Raw genomic sequence first — 19,704 nt, 5'->3', positions numbered from 1 at the left:
GCCTGTACAGGGCTTGAGTTCAGCGCCCCGTTCTCACCCGCCGCCGCGCCGGCCGCGTCGCTGTTTCCAGCGAAGGAGCGAGGCTGGGCCGGCCTAACCCGCTCCCGATCCGATTCGTCGGGGCTAGGAGTTCAAATCCTACATGTATCCAACAACTTGCTCCGTTTCGGCGAAGTGTTGGAGAGTTGGTTCGCGCGGAGACGCGGAGACGCGGAGAAGAAAAAGGGGTTCGCGCAAAGGCGCGAAAGGGAAGAAGGCGCAAGGATGGCGCGCCGGGCCGACGGGCCCCTCTCCAAATACGGCTCTGCGGCAAGCGCAAGGTGTGAGCGGGAAACCGGCTTCGCCGGTGGCGCTGCATCTCCGCGTCTCCGCGTCTCTGCGTGAACCCTCTTTTCTTTTCAGAAACTCAGCGCGAAGCGCGGGATCCCGGATCAAGGCCGAGGTGACGATCAGGAAGCGCAGCACCCTTGCGCCTTCTTTCGCTTGGCGCCTTTGCGCGAACCAACCGACGCACAGCGCCGAAGGTCAATCCTCCAGCGGAACCCCCGGCACCTGCTTCGCCGTCCGGATCGTCAGCGAGGTCTTGACGCTGGCCACGTTGGGCGCAGGCGTAAGCTTGCTGGTGAGGAATTCCTGGAAGCTCTGCAGGTCCTTAGAGACGATCTTCAGGATGAAATCGATCTCGCCGTTGAGCATGTGGCACTCGCGCACTTCGGGGAGGCCGCGCATGTGGTCCTCGAACTGCCGCAGCGATTCCTCGGCCTGGCTCTTGAGGCTTACCAGCGCGAACACGGTGATGGCAAAGCCGAGCTTGGAGGCGTCGAGATCGGCATGGTAACCCTTGATCACCCCCGCTTCTTCGAGGGCACGGACGCGGCGCAGGCACGGCGGCGCGGTGAGGCCGACGCGCTGGGCGAGTTCGACGTTGGTAACACGGCCCTCGTCCTGAAGCTCGGCCAGCAGGCGTCGATCGATCGCGTCCAGGGTTGCCATGCCTCGCAGTCCTCGCCTTGCTTCCCCACCTCGGCGGAGCGGTTCAGGAGAAACCGCCGGGCCGGGCAATATTCCGTATCCGGCGCGGTGCACCGGGCTAATATTATTGTCTCTTATCGCAATCGTCCCACATTGCAACGCATCGAATCTGTTTACTGTCGCGGTCCCTGGTCTTTGCTAACAGCGGCGCGACGGGCATGGTGCAAGCTTGCCCGAACCGCCTTGCTGGAGCCCCGATGATCGTCGACGACCGCCTCGATACCGTGCTGCGTACCCCCGCAGCCGGGCCGGCGGCCGCCCGCATCCGCTATGCCCAGCTGCTCGACCTGCTCGGCCGCCTGCCGGATGCGCAGTGGAGCGATTCCGCCCACGCCGCGCTGGTTCATCTCGACGCGTTCGGGGCGATGGTGCCGGAGCCGGTCCGCGCCCGCGTGGTCGAACTGTCCGCGCTGCGCTCGGCGATCCTCGTGCGCCACCTCGCCGGGGCCGAACCGCGCGTCGCCGCCGCCGCAATCGGCGCGGCGCGGCTCGACGAGGACACCTGGCTCGACCTGATCCCCCAGCTGCCGGTCCGCGCCCGCGGCTTCCTGCGCCACCGCCGCGACATGGGCGAGCGGGTTGCCGCGCTGCTCCAGCGCTTCGGCATCGGCGATTTCGCGCTGCCCCTGCCCGAAGGCTATGAGGCCGAGGAACAGGCGCAGGCCGCCCCCGCGCCCAACGTCGTCCCGCTGACCGTTGTCGCGCCGGCCGCCGCGCCCGCGCCGCGCCCTGCCCCCGAAGGCATCGGCGCGATCGTCAAGCGGATCGAGGCCTTTCGCCGCGCCCGCCACGAAGCGGAAGCCGGTCCCGACCCGCGCCTCCCGCTGGGCGACGAACCGCCCGCCGCGCCGAAACGCCTCGCTGAAATCCCCTTCCGCACCGACGGCGAAGGCGCGGTCGTGTGGGCCGATGGCCCGGCGCAGGCGCTACTGTGGGGCCACCGCCCGTTCACCCTCGACGCCGATGCGCCGGCGCGGGTCGATCCGGAAACCCTCCGCAGCGTGCGCGCCCGCACCCCGGTCCGCGCCGGACGGCTCGAACTGGGCGGGGCGGAGAGTGTTGCCGGGGCATGGCGGATCGACGCGATCCCGCTGTTTGCCGACCAGGGCGCGCGCTTCACCGGCTATCTCGGCCGCCTGCGCCGTCCCGAGGCCGAGGCCGCGCCCGCCGCGCCCGAAGGCCACGACCGCCTGCGACAGCTGCTCCACGAGCTGCGCACGCCGGTCAACGCGGTCCAGGGCTTCGCCGAGCTGATCCAGCAGCAGATCTTCGGCCCCACCCCGCACGAATACCGCAGCCTCGCCGCCTCGATCACCGCCGACGCCGCGCGGATCCTCGCCGGGTTCGAGGACATCGACCGGCTGGTACGGATGGAAAGCGGCCAGCTCGCCCCCGAGACCGGCGAGACCGACCTCGGCGCGGTGTTCAGCCGGCTGGTCGCGCAGCTCGAAGCCGTCGTCGCCCCGCGCGAGGTGCGGGTGAAGGCAGAGCGGCCAGACGGCGCGCTCCCCGTCACGATGGCCGAGCTCGACCTCGAACGCATGATCTGGCGCGTGCTCGCGGTGATCGCCGCGGCATGCCAGCCGGGCGAACGGCTCAAGCTGGACCTGGCGCGCGAGGGCGCGGGCTATGCCCTGACGCTCCCCCTGCCCGCCGCGCTGGCGGGGCGCGAGGACGACGAACTGTTCGCGCCCGACTCCAGCCGCAGCGCCGGTGCCGCCGCCGGAATGCTCGGCAGCGGCTTCGCCCTCCGCCTCGCCGCGGCGGAAGCGCGCGCGGCGGGCGGCGCGTTTACCCGCGAGGGCAGCCGAATCCGGGTGATCCTCAATGGCTTGACCGAACGGTCCGGTAACCATAGCCATGGTACGGGCACCGCGAACGGATAGCACCGCGCGGTCCGAGATACAGGGGACTATCGGTAAAGTGACGAACGGGCGGTCCATCCTGGCCCAGCCAGAGCCTGCGGATTTCGTCCGTTTCGCGCCGGGCTTCGGCCAGCGCTTCATCCTGACCGTCGACACCGAGGAAGAGTTCGACTGGACCAAGCCGTTCGAGCGGACCGGCTATGGGCTCGACCACATCCCCCGTCTCGCCAAGTTCCAGCAGTTCTGCGAAGGTCTGGGGATCGTCCCCACCTATCTCGTCGATTACCCGGTGGCGACCTCGCCGATGGCGGCGGAAATCCTTGGCCCGGCGCTGCAGGCCGGCCGGGCGGAGGTCGGCATCCAGCTCCACCCATGGGTCAACCCGCCGCACGAGGAAGAGGTCAACGTCCACAACTCGTTCGCCGGCAACCTCCCGCCCGAGCTGGAGAAGGCCAAGTTCCTGCGCCTGCGCGATGCGATCGAGCGGCACCTCGGCGCGGTCCCGCAGATCTACCGCGCCGGCCGCTATGGCCTGGGCCCGGCGACCGCGCAGATCCTGTCCGACGCGGCGATCGCCATCGACACCTCCATCCGCTCGCGCTTCGACTACAGCTCGAACGGCGGGCCCAACTACCGCGACCATCCGGTCCGGCCATGGTGGATCGACCGCGCGAACGGGCTGATGGAACTGCCGCTGACCACGGTGTTCTGGGGTCCGCTGCGCCAGCAGGGCCCGTGGCTCTATCCGCTGCTTTGGCGCGTGCCCCGCCTGCGCGGCGCGCTGGCCCGGCTCGGCCTGCTCGAACGCATCCCGCTGACCCCCGAAGGCGTCAGCGCCGACGAAGCACTGAAAGGCATCGACATCGCCATCGACGACGGCCTGCCGGTGCTGGTGTTCTCGTTCCACAGCCCGTCGCTGCGCCCGGGGCACACCCCTTACGTGCGCGACGAGGACGATCTCGACCGCCTTTACGACTGGTGGCGCACGGTTGCGGAATGTCTCGCCCGGCGCGGAGTCAAGCCGACCTCGGTGCGCGAGATCATGGCCGCGGCCGAGGTCTGATACTTGCCAAGCGGAACTCTCCGCTCTACCCGGCGGCGCGTGTGGGCCTGTAGCTCAGCGGTTAGAGCTGGCCGCTCATAACGGCTAGGTCGCGGGTTCGAATCCTGCCGGGCCCACCAATCCCCTCAAAGCCTCGGCTCGACCTCGCGCCATTCGCCCGGTGCCAGCCCGTCCAGCGACCACGGCCCGGTCCGCCAGCGCACCAACCGCAGCGTCGGGTGGCCGATCGCTGCGGTCATGCGGCGGACCTGGCGGTTGCGGCCTTCGCGGATGGTCAGCTCGAGCCAGCTGTCGGGCACGCTCTTGCGCACGCGGATCGGAGGGTCACGCTCCCACAGGCCGGGGTCGGGAACGAGCCGGGCCTCGGCCGGACGGGTCGGCCCGTCGTTCAGCACCACCCCGCGCCGCAATTGCTCGAGCGCCGCCGCATCGGGTTCTCCCTCCACCTGCACCAGGTACGTCTTGGCCAGCTTGAACCGGGGATCCGCGATCCGTGCCTGCAGCCGCCCGTCGTCGGTCAGCAGCAGCAGCCCCTCGCTGTCGCGGTCGAGCCGCCCGGCGGGATAGACCCCCGGCACCGCGACGAAGTCCGACAGGGTGGCGCGGGGCGAGCCGGCTGTGCCCTTGTCGCTGAACTGGCTGAGCACGCCGTAAGGCTTGTTGAGCAGGATCAGGCGGGCCATCGCCGGCCTGTGCCACGGACGAAGGCCCCGCGTCTACTCGACCAGCCCATAGCCGAAGGTTTCGTCGAACCCGGCCGGGCCGAGATCCCTGGCGCGGTCCACCAGGCGGCGGCGGCAGGTGTCTCCCGAACTGCCGTCCCGGCGGCACGCAGCGACCAGCGCGGCGACGTGCGGGGCGGCGAACGAAGTACCTGTAAACAGCGCCCACCCGCCCCGCGCTCGCGCCGCCAGCACGTCGACCCCTTGGGCGGAGACGGTGATGTACCTGCCGCGGTTGGCGTAGCGGTAGATCCGCGCGTCCTTGTCGACCGCGGTCACCGCGATCACGCCGGAGACCGCCGCGGGATAGGCCGGCGGCGCGCTCGGCCCGCCGTTGCCCGCGGCCGCCACGATCGAGCGCCCTTGCCCCAACCCGTCGCGGATCAGCCGGTCGAGCACCGCGTTGCGCGGTCCGGCAAGGCTCATGTTGATGGTCTGGATGTCCTGCGACAGCATCCATTCGAGCGCCTGCGCGATCACGTCGGCGGAGGTGTAGGGCCGGTCGGCGGGGCCGCGGAAGATGTTGGCGGAATAGATCGTCGAGGCGCTCCGCCCCACCGCCAGCGAGGCGACCGCGGTGCCGTGGTCGGTCGGCGCGGCGGCAGAAACGCCCGCCGCCCATGGCACGATCCGCGCCGAGGCCAGCACTTCGTGCGGGCCGACTGCGGTGTCGATGATCCCGATCGCGATACCGGCGGGCGCGGCGGCCTTGGCAACCTTGCGCTTCACCGGCTTGCCCTTGCCCCCGGCGATGAGGTTGAGGCCGTAGTAGTGGACGAAATCGACCGTCGCCCCCGGGGCGATCCGCCGGAGCTCGGCAAGTCCGTCGGCGGACGCCATCCCCTCGGGCGTTGCCAGCCGGACGAGGTCGCGGCCCAGCACGTCCAGCCGCTCACGCTCGATCACCCGGAAGCCGCGGCCCTGCGCCTGGCTCAACGCAGCATCGCCCAGATCGACCGCGACCACTTCGCCGCGCCGCACGGGGAAGCCTTCGGGATCGTGGTCCGCGGCTTCGGCATCGGCGAGGTCGCGCATTTCCGCGCTGCTGCCGTGGCCTGAGGCGTCATCCATGTCGTCGGCGAGCTCGGCAGCGTCTTCCGCCGCGTCCTCGGCTTCCTTGGCCGATTCTTCCTCGAAGTCGGCTTCGTCCCTGGCGGCGTCCTCGGCGGCCTTGGTGTCCTCCCTGGCGATATCGGCGTCGAGCTTGGCGAGATCCTCCGCCGCCCGGGCCGGTTCGCGCGCCTCGCGGTCCATGATCTTGGCGCGCTCCTCGTCATAGCGGGCGGCACGCTCGGCGGCGCGCTCGGCCGCTTCGGCCTGGTCGCGTTCGAGCCGCTCGGCCGCCTTCGAGCCGGTATCGGGGTCGTGATCGTGGGGCTGCGCCGGCACGCTCGCCAGCGCGAATGCGAGAGCCACCATGGTCGAAATGCACCGCATCGTCCCGTCCCCGCGCCCGGCCATCGGGCTGCCGCTGTCACAACGCCAGCGGGCGCGCCCTATTCCCTCGCTCCTTGCATTCCTTACGCCGACTGCGGCAGGGAGGGAATAAGGGACGAGGCGCGGCGTTATGGGGACAAGGTGAGCGACACGGGTTCAGAGCCGCCGGAGGCGATGCGCCGCGCCCTCGTGGCCGCGCTGCCGCGCCTGCGCCGGTTCTGCCATGCGCTCGCCGCCAGCGCTGCCGATGGAGACGACCTGATGCAGGCCACCGTGGAACGCGCATTGTCCCGCGCCCACCAGTTCGAGGAAGGGACCCGGCTCGACAGCTGGCTGTTCCGCATTGCCCAGAACCTGCGGATCGACGCCGCCCGTTCGGCGGCGCGGCGCGGCACCAGCGTGGCGGTGGACGAGGCCCTCGACATCGCCGGCGAGGACGGGCGCGAGCTGGTCGAAAGCCGCTCCCAGCTTGCCGCCGCGGAGCAGGCGCTGGCGGCGCTGCCCGAAGACCAGCGCGCGGTGTTCGTGCTCGTGGTGATAGAGGGGCTCAGCTACCGCGAGGCGGCCGAGGCCAGCGGCGTCCCGATCGGCACGGTCATGAGCCGCATCGCCCGCGCCCGGGCACGAATCGAAAGCGTCGTCGGACGCAGGGAGGACGCGGCGTGAGCGGAACCGAACGCACCATCGAGGAACGCCTCGCCGCCTGGCTCGACGGCGAGCTTTCGCCCGGCGAGGCCGCGGAAATCGAGGCGATGATCGAAGCCGACCCGTCGCTCGCCGAGCGCGCTGCGGACTGGCGCGCCAACGACGCGGCGATCGCGGGGGCGTTCGCGCCGATTGCGGAAGCGCCGGTGGACGAGGCGATGCTGGCCCGGCTGGGCCTCTCCGAACCGGCGCGGCCGCAACCGCTTGCCGCCAACGACAACCTGCCGTGGTGGCGGCGCCATGCCCTGCCCATCGGCGGTGCGCTGGCGGCAAGCCTTGCGCTGGTCGCGTTCCTCGGCCTGCGCGGCGGCGGGCCGGACCCGCTTGGCACGGCGCTCGACACGACGCCCTCCGGCCAGGTCGCGACGCTGGCCGACGGCTCGCGGATCGAGCCGGTGCTGACGGTGAAGGGCCGCGACGGCCGCTGGTGCCGCGAGTTCCGCCGGGATAGCCGCGCCGCGCTCGCCTGCCGTTCGGACGAGGGCTGGAAGGTCGAGGCGCAAGGCGGGGAAGCAGCTTCGCAGTCCGGCGAATTCGGCCTCGCCTCGGGCGAAGACGATCCGGCGCTCGAAGCCGCCTATGACCGGCTCGGCGTGGGGGACCCGGTCGATGCCGCCGCCGAACGCGCACTCATCGCGAAAAAATGGGGCAGTCGCCAGCGCTAGCGACTGCCCCGACAGGCGAGTTCTGGGGGCTCTTCAGAAGTTCGCCTGCAAGCGGATCACGCCCACATGGTTGCGCCGCGACGGCAAACCGCCGGCGAAGCGGACGCGCGATTCGGTCCAGTCGGCCACGAGCCGCAGGTTGCGGCCGATGTACCAGTTGGCCCCGACCGAGGCGGCGCGGCCGATCCCGCGGTCGAACGCGCCGTCGCGCAGGTCGAGCCGGCTGTAGCGCACCGCCAGCTCGACCGCGCTGCCGCGCTTCGACAGCTCCGGCCCGCTTAAGTATCCGCCCTTTTCGGCAAAGCCGTAACGCTCGCCGGTGATCAGCCACGCGGCGGTGACGGTCTGGCCGTTGAAATCGAGATCGCCGAGCAGCGGCCGGTCGAGCGAGAGCGAAACCGCCTGCGCCTGGACCATGACCGACCCGAACCGCACCCCCGCCTCGCCGCTGAAGGCCCAGGCGTGGTCGATCCCGGCGAGCCCCCCGCTCGACATCAGAGCGGGGGCGAGCGCACTGCCGGGATCGGCGGAAAAGCGCATCGTCTCCACCGCATCGAAGGTCCGCCGCTCGGCTGCCACGGCGAGATAGGCAGTGCTGTCCTTGCGGTTCACCGGCGCAAAGCTGCCGCGCACCACGAAGCCCTTGCCGCGCTCGGCTGACTGGCCGTCCTCGTTATCGAGCGCGTCGGTGTAATAGCCGGCGGCCAGCGACCAGTGCTTGCCGCTCGAGGTCGCCGAGCCGCCCAGCCCCAGCCCCGGCGTCAGCGACGAGGCCAGCGAGCGTTCCGCGAACGGCAGGCTGTTCGAGCTCTGCAGGTCCTCGCCGCTGAACGGCACCACCATGTTGCCGCCCTTGATCTCGAGCCCGTCCACCGGCTCGGCGCTGGCCCAGACATTGCGCCAGCCCTTGGCCGCCCCGGCGAACTCGCGGTCGACGCGGAAGCGCAGCACCGTGCCGATGCGGCCCGACAGTTCGAGCCGGGCGCGGCGCACGCGGGCGTCGGTCACGCCGTCGTCGCCGGTCACCGGATCGTCGAAGACCGCTGCGTCGAGGTGGAGCCGCCCGCCCAGATTCAGCTCGAGGTCGCCGGTTTCCACCGTCACGCCCTTGTCGTCGAGCTTCACTCCGTCCCCGGCCAGCGCGGGTGTGGCGGTGGTTCCCAGCGCGATCAGCGCCAGGGCAATCGTGGTCCTCATGGTTCATTCCCTTCCTGTCCAAGTCGTTCGAAGACCGCAGCCACCAGCCCGGCGCGCACCGCGCTCGAGAAGCTGTGGCGGGTCCGGGGGAGCACGGCGTGGCTGCCGCGCGCATTCAGCCCGGCGCGGCGCATCGCCTTGTGCCAGGCGCGGGCGCGGGTGCGGCGGGTCTCGCCTTGCAGCGCATCGATCACGGGATCGCGGCGCAGCGCCTCGTCGCGGACGGTGTCGCGCGCGCCGACGAGGACGTGGAACGGCACGGCGGCGATCGCCTCTCGGTCCGGCGAGACCGGCCCGCCCTTCCAGCCGAGCGGCCAGCGCAGGTCCGGATCGGGCCAGCAGAACCAGCCTGCCGAAACGGGGACGCAGGCACTCGTCCGCCGGGGGTGGGCAAGCGCAAAGCGGTGGACGAACTGCGCCCCCCCGGAAAAGCCGAACAGCGCGGCCGCAGTCGCCGTACCGAACCGGCTTGCGGCGTCCTCCAGCATGGCGATCAGCGCCGCGTCGGCGGTCATGCCGAGCGGCGACTGGCCGAGCAGCTGGTAACGGGCGAACTCGCGCTCGCCGAAGATCGGCGCGATCAGCGGACGGCCGTGGAGTCGCGCATCGGGCACGAACCGCGCGATCAGCTCGGCGGCATTGCGCGAGATGCCGTGGACCAGCACCAGCGGCTCGGCGCCCGGTTCCATGTGCCGGGGCACCCATGCGTAATATTCGAGGCGCGGGTCGGCGGCGCAGCGCAGGCAGGCAATCCGCCGCACCCCGCCTTCGATCGCGCCGAGGTTGAGGGGCAGCGCGTTCATGGCCTTGCTCCGGCAACCGGAAGGCGGACGACCGTGGCTTTTCGGCGAGTTCCCATCTGCAGCGTATCGGTGGCGCAGGCCCGGAGCAGCGGGTGGCCCGAGGCGAGGACGACCACCCCCGGCCACCGCCCGATCCGCGCCGCCAGCCGCGCGATGTCGCCCTCCGTCAGCGCGGCTTCGGTCAGGTCGAGCAGCAGCAGCGCGGGATCGCCGGCGAGCGCCCGGACGAGGCCGATACGCGCAGCATCGCCGTGGCGGGCCTGCGGATCGAGGTCCCACTCCGCGCCCAATGCGGCGACGCGCCCGCGCTCCGCGCGCGACAGGCGGTAGCGCAGGTTCTGCGCGACGTTGCCCGCAAGCGGCGGCAGTTCCCCACTGGCCCAGCCGATCCGGCTCCGCCGCCGCGACGGGGGGAGCGCGCGGGTATCGAGGCCGTCGAGCCGGATCGCGCCGCGATCGGGCGCAGCGAGCCCGGCGAGAGCGCGGAACAGCGCGCGCCGGTCGCCCGGTTCGCCTTCGACCAGCACGACCGCACCGGGGGCGAACCGCCCGCCGAGCCGCGCCGCGCCCAGCGTCACCCCGTCCAGCACCAGCACGCCCCGCTCGCCGGGAACGCGCTCGGCGAGCGGCGGTGCGGGCCGCATCGGCACCGCCATCAGCCTTGCGATCCGCGCCCGCGATATCCGCCCCGGCACCTCCAGCTCGACCGCGCGCGCCAGGTCGCGCAGCGCAAGGCCGAGCAGGCCGGCGACGACCAGGGCCCCGGCCCCGCCCTCGCCCAGCACCGCGCTTGCCAGCATCGCCGTGGTCGCGAGATGCGGCAGCGCGCGCAGCACGCCGGTGATCGTCGCGCGCGGCAGGCTCGCCGCGGTGAGCTTCGCGACCCGCCGCCGCAGCAATGCGACCTCGCTCTCGATCCGCCCGGCGGCCTGCACCGTCGCGGTGGCCGCGAGCCGGTCCGATGCCAGCGCCGCGACCGCGCCGCGCCGCTTGCGCACCAGCGCAACGCGGCGGCGCAGCATCGGGCGCAGCATGAAGATCGCGGCGGCGCACACCGCCATGACACCGCCCGCAGCAAGCGCGGCGCCCGGTGACTGCACCGCCAGCCATCCGGTCAGCGCAAATCCCGAAATGACCGCGAGGCCGGCGCGCATCATTCCTTCGCTGACCCACTGTCGCAGCGCGGTCATGTCGCCGACGAAGCTCTGCAGCATCGCCCCGTGGCGGCGGCGGCGCACGAGGTCGACGTCGGCGGAGAGGAGGTGCCGGTAGAGGTCCTCGCGCACGGCGGCGACATGGACCAGGCCGACCTGCTCGCCCGTCCGCCGCAGCGCGACCTCGAGCGCGAACGCGGCGAGCATGGCAGCCGCCAGCCCGATCGCTCCGCCGCTCCGGTGAAGCAGCTGCACGGTCGCCACCGCCGCCGCGAGTTGCAGCAGCGCCAGCGCCGCGAACAGCGCCAGCAATCGCCGCGGCACGCCGTGGAATGCCCCGCCCATGCCCTCAATCCGATCCGGCGAAAGCGATCTTCGGCGCGACCAGCGGATCGCGCAGCTCGGCCAGCGTCAGCACCCGGCAGCCCGACGCCGCCTCGGCCTCGCGCAGGGCCAGCGGCGAGGCGCTGACCAGGCCGGAAATGCCGACCACCGTATGGCCCTGCCGGACCAGCCACTCTCGCCCGCCGACCGCGCCGAGCGCATCGCCGGCGGCGAACAGCGCGGCATCGATCACCCCGCGGAACCGGGGCGAGGCGAGCAGTCCGGCGGTGTCCGCCTGGAGCACGCCGTCGGCGATCTCGACCACCACGACGTCGATCCCCGGCGCGCTGCTGTGCGCGACGAGCGACACCGCCACCCGCTCCAGTTCGCCCAGCGGCAGACCGGCGGTGGTGGCGTGGCCCATGTCGGTGAAGTCGAGGACGCTGGCCGCGCCCGCGTCGCGCATCGACCACAGGTCACCGCCCGAGCCGGTGCCGGTGAGCTTGGCCGCCGCGACCCGCAGCCCGGCGCGGGTCAGGCCGTGGACCAGCCCGGCGACCGTGGTGGTCTTGCCCGCGTTCATCGAGGTCCCGGCAACCGCGATCACCCGCGGGCGATCGGCCGGCGCGGCGCGGGCCGGCAGGGCGTTGGCAGACAGGTTGTGCGGAAGTCCGGACGCGTCGGCGATCAGTCCGAGAGGCTGGATCCGCGTCGCCCGCCGCACCTTGGCATGGCGCGCGACGACCTCTGCCGCGATGCCGCCACCGGCAACGAGGTCGCAGGCGTCGAGGCTTGCCGGGACGACCGCCTCGAACTGGTCGGGGGCATAGCGCGCCCCGAACGCGACGACGATCTCGTCACCCGGGTAGAGCTGGACGCGGCGGCCCTCGGGCGATTCCAGCTTCTGGTGGTGGCCAAGCGTCTCGACCCGAGCGAGCACGAGGTCGCCGGCCTGCGGTACGCCTTCGCGGAGCAGGCGCAACCGCCCGCCAAGGTCGGCCCGGCGCGTCGCGAACGCGCGCTTGGCCCGCTCCAGCCGCGCGCGGGACAGCGGCTCCCCGGCATGGTCGGCGGCGCGGGCGGCGGGTGCGAAGGTTTCGGCAAAAGCGCGCGTATCGTGGAACACCATCGTTCTCCCCAAACTCCGTGGTCATGGGGAGAACGATGGGAAGCCGCGCTTATTCCATCGTCAGTTCAGCCTGACGCTCAGAGTGAGCCCGCCCGCGAAATCGGCGCTGTTGCGGGTGAAGCCGGTGCTGGCGAAAACCTGCAGCCGGGCGGTGCGCGAGAGGCCGAAGTTGACGAACGCGCTCGCCTCGCTGCTCGGTCCGCGGCCGGCCGTGGCCGACTGCTGCCAGTCGTAATCCGCGCCGACGATGGTCCCGCCGGGCAGGCGGTAGCTGACGCCGGCGCCCGCGCCCCAGGTGTCGCGCAGCGGCTGCCCGGTCGGCTGGCCGATGAACTTGCGCCGGGCCCCGGCATAGACCGTCGCCGCGCCGACGTCCTGGACGAGGTCCGCGCCCAGCGTCACGTCGACCTTGCCGGTGCCGAGCCGCTTGGCCCGCGAGGCGGTGGGGACCTTGAGCCGTCCCGAAAGGTCCAGGTAAGTCGTGCCGGCAAGCGGCAGCGAATAGCCCACCGTCACCGCGACATCGCCGATCCCGCTGCGCCGTCCCGATGCGCCGGGCACCGGCACCGGGAGGACGTCCCCGCCGGCGGAGGCGGTTCCGCCCGAGCCGCTGCTGCCGCTGCTGCCGCCGCCGGAATCGTCGCTTCCGCCCGAATGCCCGCCGTCGGACCCGCCCGAGCCGGAACCGGAAGAGCCCGATCCAGAAGATCCTGAGGAACCCGACGTCCCGCTGCTCGACCCGGAGGAGTTCGACCCGCCGTTGTCGTCGCCGCTTTCGGACCCGCCGCCCGAGGTATCGTCACCGAAGCCGGCATCGCGCCCTTGCGGCGTGTCGAGCAGGCTGCCGGGGCCGGTCAGCGTGACATAGGGCACCGACACCCGGATGCTGAAGCCGCCGCGGCGATACTTGACCGCGACCGGGACCGAGACGACCTCGGTATCGGTGACTTCCCCGTAATCGCCGCGCGAATAGTTGACCCCGGTGCTGGCGCGCAAAACGCCCGGATCCTTGTCGGTCGCATCCTGCGCCCATGCGGCAGGCGCGGTCGCGGCCCCCGCAATGAGGATTGCGGCGGCGCAAAGCCAACGATTGTCCATGTCCAAACCCCTCGAACCCATCCGATGCCAGATTGGACGAGCCCCGCCCGGCCGGCAAGACGCCCTGCGTCCAAAGTGGATAACGACGGTGCGAGCGGGTTATTCCATCGGGGGTCAGGTTCGCAGGGGGTAGAGCGGCATTGCGTCGGCCAGGGCCAGGTCCTGCCATCGCCCCACGTCTTGCGTCCCGAAGCCGCAGGCGAAGGCCACGCTGCGCGACAGCGCGAGGTCGATCAGCCGCCCTCCGCCCTCCTGCCACGACCGCCACGCGAGCAGCGCGCCGAGCAGGCCGGTCAGCGGATCGGCGATTGCGTCTCCGGCGAACAGCGGCTCGCCCCACGCCCGCGCCATCCGCCATGCGAGACCGCCGGCGACTGCGGCATCGTCGCCGAAGCCGATGGCCTCGGCCGCATCGCCCTCGCGGCCGTGGCCGGTGATCGACAGCCAGGTGCGGCCGCGTGCGAAGAAGTCTTCGGCGACGACGCCCATGGCGCGCAGCGCTCGCGGGCGCGAGGCTTCGATGACGATATCGGCGCGCCCGACGAGGTCGCGCAGCGCCGCTTGGCCGCCGGGTGCGGACAGGTCGAGCGAGAGGTCCCGCTTGTCGCGGTTGAGCAGCGCGTAAAACCCGGCATGGCCGAAGCGCGCCCCGTCGGGGCGGCGGGTGCTCTCGACCTTGACCACCTCGGCCCCGGCGAGCGCCAGCAGGCTCCCGGCGAGCGGCCCGGCCCACAGCGCGGAGAGGTCGACGACCAGCGGCGGACGGTCGGGCGCACGGCCGCGGACTCCTGCATCCCTGATCGTAAACGGCGACGGATCGGGCGGCGGCGGGGCGACAGCGGCGATAGCAAGACCGAGCAGGCGCCCGCGCTCGAGCAGGTCGGCGACGGTGTGCGCCGCTACGCCGGCGGCGACGTCTTCCCACCCGGCAACCCTCTCGCCGACCAGTGCACCGGCAAGGTCGAGATCGCCAGCGCGCGGCAGGTTGAGCGCGATCGTCCCATCCAGCGCGGGCAGCAGGCGGCAGCTTCCGTTGGGCGACGTGCTGCCTTGCCGGCGCAGGCCGATGAGCCGCGCCCGCTCGCCCAGCAGGAGCGCGCCGCTGAAATGGAACGCCTGTCCGCGGGCCGCGCCGAGCGCCGCAAGAGCTGCATCGGCCAGCACGGTCAGCGCCGCCGGCGCGACAAGACCGGGCGCGTCCGCCCGGCCCGTCACGTCCAGCAATCCGCTGCGCCGCCAAGCAAGCGCGGGGTGTTCCGGCCCGGCCGGGACCGCAATCGTCAGGCCAGCCTTGCAGCAATGCCGGGCCAGCGCCTCGGGCAGGGCGGTCCAGGGGAGAAGCGGCGGCTGTGCCATCGCTGCATCCTTGCCGCAGCGCGGGCCGGGGGGAAAGAGGCGCTTGCCTCGATGCCGCCGCGCGGCCACGCTGGGAGGGTGGATGCTCTCTCCCCCGTTGCCAGGCTTGAGCCGTGGATGCTGCGCCTCGACTGGCGCGGGGATTCGCGCGAGTGCGTGGCGGTCGACCTCGCCACCTGGCCTGAGGACCAGCCGCTCGACCCGCTGCCGCCGGTGCCGGTGATCGGCACGGGCCCTTGCGATCACCCGCTCGCCGCACAGGTCGATGCACTGGCCTCACCGGACATCGGACTTGGCGCAGTGGTCGCCGGCATCGAGGCCGCGCCCGCCGCCGCGCAAGTGGTCGTCGACCTGCTGCGCTGCACCGAGGGCCTGCCGCCGGCACAGGCGCTGGTCGCCGAATCGCTCGCCTATGCCGCCTTGCAGGGCAGCGCGGCACACCGCGAATGGCGCGCGGCGGGCGGCGAGCCGGCAGCGCCGGGCGCGGTCCGCATCGACCGCCGCGACAGCGGACTGCACCTCACCCTCGACAGGCCCGAGGCGCACAACGCGATCGACCGCGCGATGCGCGACGCGCTGCACGATGCGTTCGTCCTCGCCCGGCTCGATCCCGAGATCCGCGTGGTCCGGCTGGGCGCAACCGGACGGTGTTTCTCGACCGGGGCGGACCTCGCCGAGTTCGGGACGACTACTGATCCCGCAGCAGCGCACGCGATCCGCATGAAAACGCTCCCGGCCCGCGCTCTGCTTGAATGGGGCGGGCGGTTCGAGGTTCATGTGCAGGGGCCGTGCATCGGTTCGGGGCTCGAACTCGCGGCGTTTGCCGACCGCCTCACCGCGAGTCCGGATGCGTGGTTCCAGCTGCCCGAACTGCGCATGGGGATCCTTCCGGGCGCCGGCGGGTGCGTCTCGCTGCCGCGCCGGATCGGGCGGCAGCGGACAGCCGCGCTGATCCTGTCAGGCCGCCGGATCGGGGCGCGAACCGCACTCGAGTGGGGTCTCGTCGATGCCATCGTGGATGATGCGCCCGGCAATGAGGGTGAGCCGGACTAGGCCGTCTCCGGCGCGTTCCGGGTCTGCCGTCGCAAGCCGCGCGTCAACGCCGGGCCACGGCGCAGAGAGCAGCACGAGGTCGGCGGCTTCACCCGCCGCCACCGCCCGTGTCCGCCGGAAGTCGAGCGGATCGGCGAGGTAGAGCGCCAGCGCCTCGCGCGGCGACAGCGCCTCGCGCTCGCCCAGCCGCTCGCCGTCGCGCGTCCGGCGCTGGACCGCGCTCGCCATGCCGAGCCACGGATCGACCGGGACATACGGCGCATCGCTGCCCCCAGAGAGCGGCACACCGGCCGCGAGAAACGCGCGCAGGCGGTAGAGGTCCGGCCAGTTCTCTGCCGCGATGTCGCGCCGGTATGCGTCGCCGCGGGCGTGGACGAAGCCGGGCTGGACGCAGACACTCAAGTCCGCTTGGGCGATTGCAGCGAGCAGGGCATCGGTGGTGACCGAGGCGTGCTCGATCCGGTCGGCCGGATGATGGCCCGCCGCCGCCAGCACACCCAGCGCAAAGGCCAGTTCTGCCTCGGTCACGCAGTGGAACGCCGCGCCCCGGCCCAGGGCATGCGCCGCCGCGACCTCACCGGCGAGCGCATCGAGGTCCGGAAATGCGGCTTCGTGGAGGTGGACCTTGAACGTACCGGCCACCACCCGCTCGCCGATCCGCAGCGGGCCGTCCTCGTCCCACAGGCTCGGGCCGCCGCCGACCACAACCCGCTGAGGCAGCACCGAGAGCAGCCTCGCCTCCTCGGGTCCGTTTGCGGGACCCATGTCCGTCAGCCCGGTCACGCCCATTGCAGCAAGGTCCGCGCCGAAGCGGACGAGATCGGGGACCTCGCCGCCCAGAGCGGCGCGTAGCCAGGCATCGCCGTCGAACAGTCGTCCGCTATCCCGGTCGAGGTTCGGCGGACATTCGCGCCCCGCCAACAACAGTTCCAGCGCGGCGCTGTTCAGCACCCACAGCCGCCCGCTGCGATGCTGGAGCCGCACCGGCCGGTCCGGCGCCGCCGCGTCGAGCCAGCGGCGGTCGATCTCACCGACGGCACCCTCATCGAATCCGACCCCGCGCAGCCAGCCCTCGCCGGGGGCCGACAGCACGGCAGCCAAGGCCGCAGCGCTCTGAGCGTCCGGCGGGCCGCAGCGCACCGATTGCCGCGCAGCAGCGGATGCCATCACGTGGAGGTGATGGTCGTGAAGGCCGGGGATCAGCAGGTTGCCGCCCGCCCGGACCACCCGTTCGCCCGGTTCGGGCGCAAGCGAGCCGACCGCGGCGATTGCCTCGCCCGCCACGCGCACGTCGGCCCGGCTCCCGTCGAGCAGCTGGGCATCGGCGATCAGCAGGCGCATCGTCACCGGTCGGTCATAGGCGGCAGCGCAACGCCGCGCCAACCCTGCTCAGGCGATGGCGCGCTTGGCCTTCAACTCCTCGATCCGGTCCCATTCGAGGCCGAGCTCCATCAGGAACAGCTCGGTATGCTCGCTGGCTTCCGGCGCACGGGTGTTGGTCACGGCCTCGCGGTCGAACTGGACCGGATTGGCGACCAGCTTGATCGGCGGTCCGCCATCGGCGCTTTCGACTTCGAAGATCAGGCCGTTGGCGTGGACCTGCTCGTCCTTCGCGGCATCGTGGATCGTCTGGTAGGGCGACCACTGTCCCTTCATCGTCTTGAGGCGCTCGATCCAGTAGGCGAACGGCTTCTTCGCGATGGCGATCGCGACCTCGGCATAGGCGGCGGGCGTGTTCGCCATGATCGCCTCGGCGGTCGAGAAGCGCGGATCCTGCGCCAGTTCGGGCACGTCGAGGTGGCCGAAGACGTCCTCGATGTACGGCCCCGGCGAAAGCACGGTCAGGTTGATGTACTTGTTGTCGGCGGTACGGAACGCGCCGATGAACGGGTTGGAGCCGTTGCCCACGCCGCTCCCGGGAAGCGCGTTGCGGAACAGCTTTTCGTCGTTCGGCAGTTCCATCGCGACGTCGATCGAGCAGGCCGTGGCCCAAATGCCCGATGACAGCAGTGAAACGTCGACCTCGGTCGCCTTGCCGGTGCGCTCGCGGTGGAACAGCGCCGCGGCGATCCCGCCGGCGATGTTCATTCCGCCGATGGTGTCGCCATAGGCCGGGCCGGGCTGAAGCAGCGGGCCGTCGAGCTCGACCGGGGTGACCATCATCGCCGAACCGCCGCGCGCCCAGTACGCGGTGGAATCGAACCCGCCCTTGTCGCGCTCCGGGCCCTTGTCGCCGAAGGCCGAGCCGCGAACGTAGATGATGTTCGGGTTCGCCGCACGGATGTGCTCGAGGTCGATACCCAGCTTCTGCCGCGCCGAGGGCAGGTAGTTGGTGAGGAACACATCGGCGGTCTTCGCGATTTCGTAGAGCACCTCGCGCCCTTCCGGGGTCGAGATGTCCACGCCGACGCTGCGCTTGCCGCGGTTGGGGTGCTGCATCAGCGCCGAACGCTGCGGATTGACCGCGAGCCGCTGGAGCATCTGGATGCCGCGCTGGGCATCGCCCCGCACCGGATGTTCGATCTTGATGACGTCCGCGCCCCAGTCCGACAGCACCGCCCCCGCCGCCGGAACGAACGTGAACTGCGCAACCTCAAGGATGCGCACCCCTTCCATAACCCGCGTCATCGTGCCGAGAATCCGATCGTCTTGATGTAGGTGAACTCGTTGAGCCCTTCCTCGCCGTACTCGCGGCCATAGCCGGAGCGCTTGATCCCGCCGAACGGCGCGGCGCTCTGCATCGTGCCCGCGCCGCCGTTGATCGAGACCCCGCCGGTGCGCAGCTGCAGCGCCATGTCATAGGCGAGGCCTGCGTTGGCGGAATAAATCCCGCCGGAAAGGCCGAAGTCGCTGTGGTTGGCGATGGCGATCGCCTCTTCGTCGGTGTCGAAGCCGATGACCGCGCCGATCGGTCCGAAGACCTCTTCCTGGGCGATGCGCGAGGCGTTGTCGACGTCGTCGAACAGGGTCGGTTCGTAGTAGAAGCCCTTGTCGAACCCGGCCGGACGCTTGCCCCCGGCAACCAGCTTGGCGCCTTCACCCTGGGCGATCTCGACATAGCTTTCGGTGCGGGTGCGGGCGACCTCGCGGATCAGCGGGCCCATCGTGACGCTGGGATCGGCCGGGTTGCCGATCTTGACGTGGCCAAGCATGCCCTTGAGCATCTCGACGTACTGCGCCTTGACCGAGTTGTGGACGAGGTGCCGCGTCAGCAGTGCGCAGCCCTGCCCCGAATGGACGGTGAACCCGCCGATCCCGGCCATCGCCGCCTGCTGCAGGTCGGCGTCGGCGCGGACGATAAGCGCGGATTTGCCGCCCAGCTCCATCACGCAGCGGATCAGATGCGGCGCGGCCTGTGCCTGGATCATCGATCCGACCTTGTCCGACCCGGTGAAATGAATGAGGTCGATCCGCTTGTCGGTGGTGAGCAGCTTGCCCGCCTCGATGTCGCCGGTGACGATGTTGAGCACGCCCTTGGGCAGCCCGACTTCCTCGGCCACCTCACCGAGGATCAGCGCTTCCATCGGGGTATAGGGCGACGGCTTGAGCACCACGGTGCAGCCGACCGCCAGCGCCGGGACGATCTTGCCGATGTTGAGGAAGAACGGGAAGTTGTAGGGCGAGATCGCCGCGACGACGCCGACGGGCTCGCGCGATATCACCCCGGTGCCGAGCGTGATCGTGCCCTGCGCGTTGGGGGTGAGCTCGACCGGCAGCGGCGTGACCGAAGGCCGCGAGGCGGTTTCGATCGTATGGCGGGCATGCTTCATCGGGATGCCGTACTGGAGGAACGAGGCGAGCATCTGGGTCGCCCCGGCTTCGGCCACGATCAGCGCGACAATCTCCTCGCGCCGTCGTTCGAGCACGTCGAGGAAAGCGTGGAGCTTCGCCTGCCGCTCGCGCACCGGGAGGCGCGGCCACGGACCCTTGTCGAACGCCTCGCGCGCGGCGGCGATGGCGTCGTCGATCATCGCCGCGGTGCCGACGGGCGCCATCGCGATGATCGTCTCGTCGGCCGGGTTGATCACCGCTTCGGCGTCGGGCGCCTTGACCCACTCGCCGTCGATGTACAGCGAGTCCGGATTTTTCAGGAAGGTCATC

Annotated in this window: 17 protein-coding genes and 1 tRNA gene; 6 read left to right on the top strand and 12 right to left on the bottom strand. The window is 71.5% G+C overall.

Annotated features, from left to right (window positions below; translation table 11 throughout):
• Nucleotides 1-525: 525 nt before the first annotated feature.
• Entirely contained in the window at nucleotides 526-993 is a 468-nt protein-coding gene (locus AC3WLD_RS15630) for an Lrp/AsnC family transcriptional regulator (RefSeq protein ID WP_492557898.1), read from the bottom strand.
• A gap of 236 nt (nucleotides 994-1,229) precedes the next feature.
• Here AC3WLD_RS15630 and AC3WLD_RS15625 point away from each other — a divergent pair, with 236 nt between their 5' ends.
• From AC3WLD_RS15625 to AC3WLD_RS15615, 3 genes are all read left to right on the top strand, one after another.
• On the top strand, nucleotides 1,230-2,918 hold the full coding sequence (locus AC3WLD_RS15625; RefSeq protein WP_492557897.1) for a sensor histidine kinase: 1,689 nt from the start codon (nucleotides 1,230-1,232) through the stop codon (nucleotides 2,916-2,918).
• Nucleotides 2,919-2,955: 37 nt separating this feature from the next.
• The gene (locus AC3WLD_RS15620) at nucleotides 2,956-3,960 is read left to right on the top strand and encodes a polysaccharide deacetylase family protein (protein WP_492557896.1); all 1,005 of its coding nucleotides are present in this window, start codon (nucleotides 2,956-2,958) and stop codon (nucleotides 3,958-3,960) included.
• 43 nt (nucleotides 3,961-4,003) lie between these two features.
• A tRNA-Ile gene (locus AC3WLD_RS15615) sits at nucleotides 4,004-4,079 on the top strand.
• Nucleotides 4,080-4,085: 6 nt separating this feature from the next.
• On the opposite strand, the gene AC3WLD_RS15610 is transcribed toward AC3WLD_RS15615, so the two are convergent.
• Together AC3WLD_RS15610 and AC3WLD_RS15605 are read right to left on the bottom strand one after the other, a co-directional pair.
• Nucleotides 4,086-4,643: a pseudouridine synthase gene (locus AC3WLD_RS15610; RefSeq protein ID WP_492557895.1), complete on the bottom strand. Its 558-nt coding sequence runs from the start codon at nucleotides 4,641-4,643 to the stop codon at nucleotides 4,086-4,088.
• A 33-nt stretch (nucleotides 4,644-4,676) separates the two neighbouring features.
• Nucleotides 4,677-6,143: a S8 family serine peptidase gene (locus tag AC3WLD_RS15605; protein ID WP_492557894.1), complete on the bottom strand. Its 1,467-nt coding sequence runs from the start codon at nucleotides 6,141-6,143 to the stop codon at nucleotides 4,677-4,679.
• A gap of 117 nt (nucleotides 6,144-6,260) precedes the next feature.
• On the opposite strand from AC3WLD_RS15605, the gene AC3WLD_RS15600 reads away from it, so the two are divergent.
• Nucleotides 6,261-6,785 carry an RNA polymerase sigma factor gene (locus AC3WLD_RS15600; RefSeq protein WP_492557893.1) on the top strand — a complete coding sequence of 175 codons (525 nt, stop codon included), beginning with the start codon at nucleotides 6,261-6,263 and terminating at the stop codon, nucleotides 6,783-6,785.
• A complete protein-coding gene (locus AC3WLD_RS15595; protein ID WP_492557892.1) occupies nucleotides 6,782-7,489 on the top strand; it encodes an anti-sigma factor family protein in 708 nt (235 codons plus the stop codon). Before AC3WLD_RS15600 ends, AC3WLD_RS15595 begins: the two co-directional genes overlap by 4 nt.
• Before the next feature lie 33 nt (nucleotides 7,490-7,522).
• Here AC3WLD_RS15595 and AC3WLD_RS15590 read toward each other — a convergent pair whose 3' ends face one another.
• The 6 genes from AC3WLD_RS15590 to AC3WLD_RS15565 form a co-directional block, all read right to left on the bottom strand.
• Nucleotides 7,523-8,686, bottom strand: a complete 1,164-nt coding sequence (locus AC3WLD_RS15590) for an OprO/OprP family phosphate-selective porin (RefSeq protein ID WP_492557891.1) — start codon at nucleotides 8,684-8,686, stop codon at nucleotides 7,523-7,525.
• A complete protein-coding gene (locus AC3WLD_RS15585; RefSeq protein WP_492557890.1) occupies nucleotides 8,683-9,489 on the bottom strand; it encodes a hypothetical protein in 807 nt (268 codons plus the stop codon). Before AC3WLD_RS15585 ends, AC3WLD_RS15590 begins: the two co-directional genes overlap by 4 nt.
• Nucleotides 9,486-10,988, bottom strand: coding sequence for an ABC transporter transmembrane domain-containing protein (locus tag AC3WLD_RS15580; RefSeq protein ID WP_492557889.1), 1,503 nt, complete (start codon nucleotides 10,986-10,988; stop codon nucleotides 9,486-9,488). The genes AC3WLD_RS15585 and AC3WLD_RS15580 overlap by 4 nt, the downstream gene beginning before the upstream one ends.
• A gap of 4 nt (nucleotides 10,989-10,992) precedes the next feature.
• Complete coding sequence (locus AC3WLD_RS15575; RefSeq protein WP_492557888.1) at nucleotides 10,993-12,096, bottom strand: DUF1611 domain-containing protein; 1,104 nt, start codon at nucleotides 12,094-12,096, stop codon at nucleotides 10,993-10,995.
• A 60-nt stretch (nucleotides 12,097-12,156) separates the two neighbouring features.
• Nucleotides 12,157-13,194 carry a hypothetical protein gene (locus AC3WLD_RS15570; protein WP_492557887.1) on the bottom strand — a complete coding sequence of 346 codons (1,038 nt, stop codon included), beginning with the start codon at nucleotides 13,192-13,194 and terminating at the stop codon, nucleotides 12,157-12,159.
• 114 nt (nucleotides 13,195-13,308) lie between these two features.
• Nucleotides 13,309-14,550: a CoA transferase gene (locus AC3WLD_RS15565; RefSeq protein WP_492557886.1), complete on the bottom strand. Its 1,242-nt coding sequence runs from the start codon at nucleotides 14,548-14,550 to the stop codon at nucleotides 13,309-13,311.
• 78 nt (nucleotides 14,551-14,628) lie between these two features.
• Between AC3WLD_RS15565 and AC3WLD_RS15560 the strand changes: the two genes are divergently transcribed.
• The gene (locus AC3WLD_RS15560; protein WP_492557885.1) at nucleotides 14,629-15,603 is read left to right on the top strand and encodes an enoyl-CoA hydratase/isomerase family protein; all 975 of its coding nucleotides are present in this window, start codon (nucleotides 14,629-14,631) and stop codon (nucleotides 15,601-15,603) included.
• Here AC3WLD_RS15560 and AC3WLD_RS15555 read toward each other — a convergent pair.
• Genes AC3WLD_RS15555 through AC3WLD_RS15545 form a run of 3 tightly spaced genes read right to left on the bottom strand, consistent with a single transcriptional unit; the run spans nucleotide 15,508 to nucleotide 19,703 of the window.
• Nucleotides 15,508-16,944 (bottom strand): amidohydrolase family protein, encoded by a 1,437-nt coding sequence (locus tag AC3WLD_RS15555; RefSeq protein ID WP_492557901.1) that lies wholly within the window; start codon nucleotides 16,942-16,944, stop codon nucleotides 15,508-15,510. The genes AC3WLD_RS15560 and AC3WLD_RS15555 overlap by 96 nt on opposite strands.
• 48 nt (nucleotides 16,945-16,992) lie before the next feature.
• Nucleotides 16,993-18,231 carry a CaiB/BaiF CoA transferase family protein gene (locus tag AC3WLD_RS15550; protein WP_492557884.1) on the bottom strand — a complete coding sequence of 413 codons (1,239 nt, stop codon included), beginning with the start codon at nucleotides 18,229-18,231 and terminating at the stop codon, nucleotides 16,993-16,995.
• Nucleotides 18,228-19,703 carry an aldehyde dehydrogenase family protein gene (locus tag AC3WLD_RS15545; RefSeq protein WP_492557883.1) on the bottom strand — a complete coding sequence of 492 codons (1,476 nt, stop codon included), beginning with the start codon at nucleotides 19,701-19,703 and terminating at the stop codon, nucleotides 18,228-18,230. The genes AC3WLD_RS15550 and AC3WLD_RS15545 overlap by 4 nt, the downstream gene beginning before the upstream one ends.
• Between the last annotated feature and the right edge of the window lies 1 nt (nucleotide 19,704).

The organism is Novosphingobium sp. FW305-C-111 (assembly GCF_058783565.1).
This window is presented reverse-complemented; position numbering and strand designations above follow the sequence as displayed.

Coding starts and splice junctions, on each gene's coding strand:
- AC3WLD_RS15630 (WP_492557898.1), bottom strand. CDS start 993: ATGGCAACCCTGGACGCGATCGATCGACGCCTGCTGGCCGAGCTTCAG.
- AC3WLD_RS15625 (WP_492557897.1), top strand. CDS start 1,230: ATGATCGTCGACGACCGCCTCGATACCGTGCTGCGTACCCCCGCAGCC.
- AC3WLD_RS15610 (WP_492557895.1), bottom strand. CDS start 4,643: ATGGCCCGCCTGATCCTGCTCAACAAGCCTTACGGCGTGCTCAGCCAG.
- AC3WLD_RS15605 (WP_492557894.1), bottom strand. CDS start 6,143: ATGGCCGGGCGCGGGGACGGGACGATGCGGTGCATTTCGACCATGGTG.
- AC3WLD_RS15590 (WP_492557891.1), bottom strand. CDS start 8,686: ATGAGGACCACGATTGCCCTGGCGCTGATCGCGCTGGGAACCACCGCC.
- AC3WLD_RS15585 (WP_492557890.1), bottom strand. CDS start 9,489: ATGAACGCGCTGCCCCTCAACCTCGGCGCGATCGAAGGCGGGGTGCGG.
- AC3WLD_RS15580 (WP_492557889.1), bottom strand. CDS start 10,988: ATGGGCGGGGCATTCCACGGCGTGCCGCGGCGATTGCTGGCGCTGTTC.
- AC3WLD_RS15575 (WP_492557888.1), bottom strand. CDS start 12,096: ATGGTGTTCCACGATACGCGCGCTTTTGCCGAAACCTTCGCACCCGCC.
- AC3WLD_RS15570 (WP_492557887.1), bottom strand. CDS start 13,194: ATGGACAATCGTTGGCTTTGCGCCGCCGCAATCCTCATTGCGGGGGCC.
- AC3WLD_RS15565 (WP_492557886.1), bottom strand. CDS start 14,550: ATGGCACAGCCGCCGCTTCTCCCCTGGACCGCCCTGCCCGAGGCGCTG.
- AC3WLD_RS15555 (WP_492557901.1), bottom strand. CDS start 16,944: ATGCGCCTGCTGATCGCCGATGCCCAGCTGCTCGACGGGAGCCGGGCC.
- AC3WLD_RS15550 (WP_492557884.1), bottom strand. CDS start 18,231: ATGACGCGGGTTATGGAAGGGGTGCGCATCCTTGAGGTTGCGCAGTTC.
- AC3WLD_RS15545 (WP_492557883.1), bottom strand. CDS start 19,703: ATGACCTTCCTGAAAAATCCGGACTCGCTGTACATCGACGGCGAGTGG.